The sequence below is a fragment of the Pseudoalteromonas sp. APC 3358 genome (assembly GCF_030408075.1).
Taxonomy (GTDB): Bacteria; Pseudomonadota; Gammaproteobacteria; order Enterobacterales; family Alteromonadaceae; genus Pseudoalteromonas; species Pseudoalteromonas arctica.
On record NZ_JASDCE010000019.1, the window covers coordinates 47929 to 53965 of the forward strand.

General features: G+C 41.8%; 9 protein-coding genes. All 9 read left to right on the plus strand.

Annotated features, from left to right (window positions below):
• Nucleotides 1–183 carry a 50S ribosomal protein L30 gene (gene rpmD / locus QL995_RS20415; RefSeq protein ID WP_002959482.1) on the plus strand — a complete coding sequence of 61 codons (183 nt, stop codon included), beginning with the start codon at nt 1–3 and terminating at the stop codon, nt 181–183.
• A 4-nt stretch (nt 184–187) separates the two neighbouring features.
• A complete protein-coding gene (rplO, locus tag QL995_RS20420) occupies nt 188–622 on the plus strand; it encodes a 50S ribosomal protein L15 (RefSeq protein WP_002959480.1) in 435 nt (144 codons plus the stop codon).
• 10 nt (nt 623–632) lie between these two features.
• Nucleotides 633–1961, plus strand: coding sequence for a preprotein translocase subunit SecY (gene secY, locus QL995_RS20425; protein WP_007584663.1), 1329 nt, complete (start codon nt 633–635; stop codon nt 1959–1961).
• A 22-nt stretch (nt 1962–1983) separates the two neighbouring features.
• Complete coding sequence (gene rpmJ, locus QL995_RS20430; RefSeq protein WP_002959476.1) at nt 1984–2097, plus strand: 50S ribosomal protein L36; 114 nt, start codon at nt 1984–1986, stop codon at nt 2095–2097.
• A 124-nt stretch (nt 2098–2221) separates the two neighbouring features.
• Entirely contained in the window at nt 2222–2578 is a 357-nt protein-coding gene (gene rpsM, locus QL995_RS20435) for a 30S ribosomal protein S13 (RefSeq protein WP_007584664.1), read from the plus strand.
• A 12-nt stretch (nt 2579–2590) separates the two neighbouring features.
• Complete coding sequence (rpsK, locus tag QL995_RS20440) at nt 2591–2977, plus strand: 30S ribosomal protein S11 (RefSeq protein WP_002959471.1); 387 nt, start codon at nt 2591–2593, stop codon at nt 2975–2977.
• 21 nt (nt 2978–2998) lie between these two features.
• The gene (gene rpsD / locus QL995_RS20445) at nt 2999–3619 is read left to right on the plus strand and encodes a 30S ribosomal protein S4 (protein ID WP_002959461.1); all 621 of its coding nucleotides are present in this window, start codon (nt 2999–3001) and stop codon (nt 3617–3619) included.
• 24 nt (nt 3620–3643) lie between these two features.
• Nucleotides 3644–4630, plus strand: a complete 987-nt coding sequence (gene rpoA, locus QL995_RS20450; protein WP_002959452.1) for a DNA-directed RNA polymerase subunit alpha — start codon at nt 3644–3646, stop codon at nt 4628–4630.
• A gap of 39 nt (nt 4631–4669) precedes the next feature.
• Entirely contained in the window at nt 4670–5071 is a 402-nt protein-coding gene (gene rplQ / locus QL995_RS20455; RefSeq protein ID WP_002959450.1) for a 50S ribosomal protein L17, read from the plus strand.
• The last annotated feature ends 966 nt before the right edge of the window (nt 5072–6037 follow it).

Genomic DNA, 6037 nt, shown 5'->3' on the forward strand with positions numbered 1-6037 from the left:
ATGGCAAATCAAACTGTAAAAGTAACACAAGTAAAAAGCTCTATCGGTCGTTTACCGAAACATAAAGCTACATTACGCGGTCTTGGTTTACGTCGTATCAACCACACTGTTGAGTTAGAAGACACAGCATGTGTACGTGGTATGATAAACAAGGTTTCTTACATGGTTAAGGTAGAGGGTTAATTCGATGCATTTGAATACACTTTCACCTGCTGCAGGTTCAAAAACTGCTCCAAAACGTGTTGGTCGTGGTATCGGTTCTGGTCTAGGTAAGACTGGCGGCCGTGGTCACAAAGGTCAAAAATCACGTTCTGGCGGCAAAGTACGCGTTGGTTTTGAAGGCGGTCAAATGCCTATGCAACGTCGTCTACCTAAATTTGGTTTTACTTCTCGCAAATCTTTAGTATCTGCAGAAATAAACCTTTTTGAAATCGCTAAAGTAGAAGGCGATGTGGTAGACCTAAGCGCGTTACAAGCAGCTGGTCTAGTTAAAAAGAACGTTCTTTTCGTTAAAGTTGTTAAATCTGGCGAAGTTTCACGCGCTGTTACCGTTAAAGGCCTTAAAGCCTCTAAAGGTGCTCGCGAAGCTATTGAAGCTGCCGGAGGCAAGGTAGAAGACTAAGGAAGTACTAATGGCTAAACCAGGTCAAGATACAAAAAGTGCACAAGGTGGACTTTCGGAATTGAAGCGCCGATTACTCTTCGTATTGGGTGCTATCATAATTTACCGTCTAGGTTCATTTGTGCCGATCCCTGGGATTGACGCCGCTGTACTTGCCGATTTCTTCGAGCAACAAAAGGGCACCATTGTTGAGATGTTCAACATGTTCAGTGGTGGTGCACTTGAGCGAGCTTCAGTGTTAGCACTGGGTATTATGCCGTATATCTCGGCTTCGATTATTACGCAACTATTAACGCATATGTATCCTCCGTTTATAGAGCTTAAGAAAGAAGGTGAGCAAGGGCGTAAAAAAATTAGCCAGTACACACGCTATGGCACGCTTGTGCTAGCTACTATTCAATCAATCGGTATTGCTTCTAGCTTACCGGGCATGATGGAGGGGTTAGTTGTTAACCCTGGTATGGGTTTCTATTTCACCGCAGTGGTGAGTTTAGTAACTGGTACTATGTTCCTTATGTGGTTGGGTGAACAAATAACAGAGCGCGGTATCGGTAACGGTATCTCTGTTCTAATATTTGTTGGTATTGTAGCTAACTTGCCGTCTGCTATTGGTTCGACAGTCGAAATGGCGCGCCAAGGTGATTTGAATGTTTTTGTACTGTTGATGGTTGCGGTAATCGTATTCGCTGTTACTTATCTTGTAGTGTTTTTCGAACGTGGACAACGTCGTATTGTTGTTAACTACGCTAAACGCCAACAAGGTCGTCAAGTATTTGCTGCTCAAAGCACGCATTTACCACTAAAAGTAAATATGGCGGGTGTTATTCCACCAATCTTCGCTAGCAGTATAATTCTGTTCCCTGGTACAATTGCTAGCTGGTTCGGCCAAGGTGAAGGTCCAGTCGCTGATGTATTACAAGCTGTTGCTACTACGTTGACCCCAGGTCAACCGTTGTACTCACTTGTTTTAGCTGCGGCTATTATCTTCTTCTGCTTTTTCTACACAGCGTTGGTTTTTAACCCACGTGAAACAGCAGATAACCTTAAGAAATCTGGCGCATTTATCCCAGGTATTCGTCCAGGTGAGCAGACATCTAAATACATTGATAAAGTGATGACACGCCTGACATTGGCAGGTGCTTTGTATATAACCTTTATCTGTCTGGTGCCTGAATTCATGACGATGGCGTGGCAAACGCCATTCTACTTCGGCGGTACATCAGTTTTGATTATCGTTGTAGTGATCATGGACTTTATGGCACAAGTACAGACTCACCTGATGTCTCATCAGTATGATTCTGTGCTGAAAAAAGCGAACCTTAAAGGCTACGGTCGATAAGGTCAGTTTACGGAGTTGAGCAATGAAAGTACGTGCTTCCGTTAAGAAAATATGCCGTAACTGTAAAGTTATTAAACGTGCTGGTGTAGTACGCGTAATTTGCAGTGAGCCTAAGCATAAGCAAAGGCAAGGTTAAGTAAACAGCGTGCAGGCTGAGTTTTCTCGGCCTGTGTTTTTAGTAGTAATTTGGTCTTCGTTTGAGTATCCTTACGGGCTTTTCAAACAGATGATTACCAAATTCGAATATAGGAGATGTGTTAGTGGCCCGTATTGCTGGCATTAACGTCCCTGATCATAAACATGCAGTTATTGGTTTAACAGCTATTTATGGCATAGGTAAGACTCGCTCTAAGGCTATCTTAGTAGCGACTGGTATCGCCGAAACCACAAAAATCGGTGAACTTTCAGACGAAATTCTTGACGTACTGCGTGATGCAGTTGGCAAGTACACTGTTGAAGGTGATCTTCGTCGTGAAGTTACTTTAAATATCAAGCGCCTTATGGACCTTGGTTGTTATCGTGGCCTACGTCACCGTCGCTCTTTACCACTACGTGGTCAAAGAACTAAGACTAACGCGCGCACCCGCAAGGGTCCTCGTAAGCCTATTAAGCGATAAGGGGATAGTATTATGGCTAAGACACCAATTCGTCGTAAAAAGGTTAAAAAACAAGTTGCTGATGGTATGGCTCATGTTCATGCGTCTTTCAACAACACTATTGTAACGATTACCGACCGTCAAGGTAATGCACTATCATGGGCTACTGCCGGTGGTTCAGGTTTCCGTGGTTCACGTAAATCTACACCATTTGCTGCTCAGGTTGCTGCAGAGCGTGCAGGTACTGCTGCTCAAGAATACGGTTTAAAAAATCTAGAAGTTTTCATCAAAGGTCCAGGTCCAGGTCGTGAATCTGCTGTACGTGCTTTGAATGCTGCTGGTTACCGTATTACCAACATTACTGACGTGACGCCTATACCACATAATGGTTGTCGTCCACCGAAGAAACGTCGCGTTTAACAATAGGTTAGGAGAAATAACATGGCAAGATATTTGGGCCCTAAGCTCAAGCTGAGTCGTCGTGAAGGTACTGACCTGTTCCTTAAGAGCGGCGTAAGAGCTATCGACTCTAAGTGTAAACTTGAGACTGCACCTGGTCAGCACGGCGCCCGTAAAGGTCGTTTATCTGATTACGGTTTACAATTACGTGAAAAGCAAAAAGTACGTCGTATATACGGTGTATTAGAAAAGCAATTCCGTAACTACTACAAAGAAGCTGCTCGCCTTAAAGGTAATACAGGTGAAAACTTGTTACAGCTTTTAGAGCAACGTTTAGACAATGTTGTATATCGCATGGGTTTTGCTAGCACACGTGCAGAAGCACGTCAGTTAGTAAGCCATAAAGCGATTTTAGTTAATGGTCGTGTTGTGAACATTCCTTCATACGTAATTACTCCAGAAGATACTGTTGTAATCCGTGAGAAGTCTAAGACACAAGCACGTATCATCGCTGCTCTAGAGTTGGCTGAGCAACGTGAAAAGCCGACTTGGGTTGAAGTTGACGGTAAGAAATTGGAAGGCAGCTTTAAGCGTCTACCTGAGCGTTCAGACCTGTCTGCGGACATTAATGAACAACTAATCGTCGAACTTTACTCTAAGTAAAGTTAAGAGTTAAGAGAGGATAAAATGCAGGGTTCTGTTACAGAATTTCTAAAACCAAGGTTAGTCGACATCGACGCTATCAACCCAACGCGTTCTAAAATAGTTTTAGAACCATTAGAGCGTGGCTTTGGCCATACTCTGGGTAATGCTTTACGCCGTATATTACTTTCATCTATGCCTGGATGTGCAGTAACTGAAGTTGAAATCGACGGTGTATTACATGAGTACAGCGCGAAAGAAGGCGTTCAAGAAGACATCATTGAAATACTATTAAACCTTAAAGGTTTAGCAGTAACGTTAGAAGGCAAAGATGAAGTTTTTCTGACCCTGACTAAATCTGGTGTAGGCCCTGTTACTGCGGCTGATATTCAGCACGATGGCGATGTAACAATTGCTAATCCAGATCACGTTATTTGTAATTTAACTACAAATAACAGCGAGATCAGCATGCGTATTCGTGTTGAACGTGGTCGTGGTTATGTGCCGGCATCTAGTCGTTTATCCTCTGATGACGATGAGCGTCCAATTGGTAGATTGTTGCTTGATGCATCATTTAGCCCAGTTGAACGTATTGCGTACTCGGTTGAATCAGCTCGAGTTGAGCAACGTACAGATTTAGACAAGTTAATCATTGATATGGAAACAAACGGCACTTTAGATCCAGAAGAAGCGATCCGCCGTGCGTCTACTATCTTAGCTGAGCAATTAGATGCATTCGTAGATTTACGTGATGTAACTGAGCCAGAAGAGAAAGAAGAGAAGCCAGAATTCGATCCTATTCTACTTCGTCCAGTTGATGACCTTGAATTAACAGTACGCTCAGCAAATTGTTTGAAAGCCGAGCAAATTCAATATATCGGTGATTTAGTTCAGCGCACTGAAGTTGAGCTTCTTAAAACACCTAATTTAGGTAAGAAGTCTCTAACTGAAATTAAAGACGTGCTAGCTTCACGTGGACTTTCTCTGGGCATGCGCCTAGAAAATTGGCCACCTGCAAGTTTAGCTGAATAATCTAAATCACTATATTAGTTTAGTTAGAAGGATAGGGTCATGCGCCATCGTAAGAGTGGTCGTCAATTAAACCGTAACAGTAGCCATCGTAAAGCGATGTTTAGCAATATGGCAGGTTCTTTGGTGAAACATGAAATCATCAAAACTACTTTGCCTAAAGCGAAAGAGTTACGTCGTGTAATTGAACCTTTAATCACACTGGCTAAGACTGACAGTGTAGCAAATCGCCGTTTAGCGTTTGCTCGCACGCGTGATAATGAAGTTGTTGGTAAATTATTCAGTGAAATCGGTCCACGTAACGCGGATCGTCCAGGTGGTTACACTCGTATTCTTAAGTGTGGCTTCCGTACTGGTGATAATGCACCAATGGCTTATATTGAACTAGTTGGTCGCCCAGCGACTAGCGAAGCAGTTCAAGAAGACGCACAGTCTGCAGAGTAAGTCTTAAAGAAACCTAAAAGCCGAGCCTATGCTCGGCTTTTTCTTGCCTAAAATTTGTCAAACTATATGAACCAGTAATTACCTTCTATTATGGGCAATGACTCATAGATTCTGAATTGATAAGTTGTTTTGACAGCTGCTTTAATAGCTCTACCTAATTACTCTTTATTTACCATTCATTCAAAATAGCCTATCAGATTCTAGTTAAAGATCATTTCCACTATATATTGTGATTTACAGCTATTAATAATGCCGCCGCGAATTGAGCTACAATTAGAGCAATCCCTAACGAAGTTTCTACTTATAGAGCTGATTAAAAGATATAACGTGCGTACTCTTATAAATATACCGGTACTAAGAACCTCAGAGTAAAGTTAACCATTACGGCCTAAGTAAACTTCCTCCTAAAATATGTAAAACTATTATTAAACATAGGCTGATCAATTTAATTCTCAGCTTTTGATTAATTTAAATGATTATAGGAATACGACTCTTGCTCTATTGGTTGTTTTTTCCGCATCGATGATCGAAATGTGTCTCTACCCGTTAGTAGTTGCCACAACTTTCATTTCAAATAGCTCTATGAACCTATTAATAATGGTAGTTTAGTTGTGTTTTTGAGCGTTTAGCTCAAATACTCAGCGAACAGCACATTATTTCAAGTTTTCTTCAAAAAAGGGTTGATCTGTTTTCGGATCTCCCTATAATGCGACCCCACTGAGACGGGAAACGCCAACGCATAGCGAGGCACGAACAACTCAAGGTGTTAAGTAAAACTTAGATTGAATCTTTTTAGAAAGTTTAAATTTAAGTGTTGACAAAAAAATAGGAAAGCGTAGTATGCGCAGCCCTAGCGAGATAAAGTTTAACTTTATAATCGCAACGTTCTTTAACAATATAAAGCAATCATCTGTGTGGGCACTCGTACAGATTGAGTTCTAACAGCCAACCTACTTAGGTAGCGAG

Excerpts from the sequence above, each read along its gene's own strand:
- rpmD (WP_002959482.1), top strand. The coding sequence starts at position 1 with ATGGCAAATCAAACTGTAAAAGTAACACAAGTAAAAAGCTCTATCGGT.
- rplO (WP_002959480.1), top strand. The coding sequence starts at position 188 with ATGCATTTGAATACACTTTCACCTGCTGCAGGTTCAAAAACTGCTCCA.
- secY (WP_007584663.1), top strand. The coding sequence starts at position 633 with ATGGCTAAACCAGGTCAAGATACAAAAAGTGCACAAGGTGGACTTTCG.
- rpmJ (WP_002959476.1), top strand. The coding sequence starts at position 1,984 with ATGAAAGTACGTGCTTCCGTTAAGAAAATATGCCGTAACTGTAAAGTT.
- rpsK (WP_002959471.1), top strand. The coding sequence starts at position 2,591 with ATGGCTAAGACACCAATTCGTCGTAAAAAGGTTAAAAAACAAGTTGCT.
- rpsD (WP_002959461.1), top strand. The coding sequence starts at position 2,999 with ATGGCAAGATATTTGGGCCCTAAGCTCAAGCTGAGTCGTCGTGAAGGT.
- rpoA (WP_002959452.1), top strand. The coding sequence starts at position 3,644 with ATGCAGGGTTCTGTTACAGAATTTCTAAAACCAAGGTTAGTCGACATC.
- rplQ (WP_002959450.1), top strand. The coding sequence starts at position 4,670 with ATGCGCCATCGTAAGAGTGGTCGTCAATTAAACCGTAACAGTAGCCAT.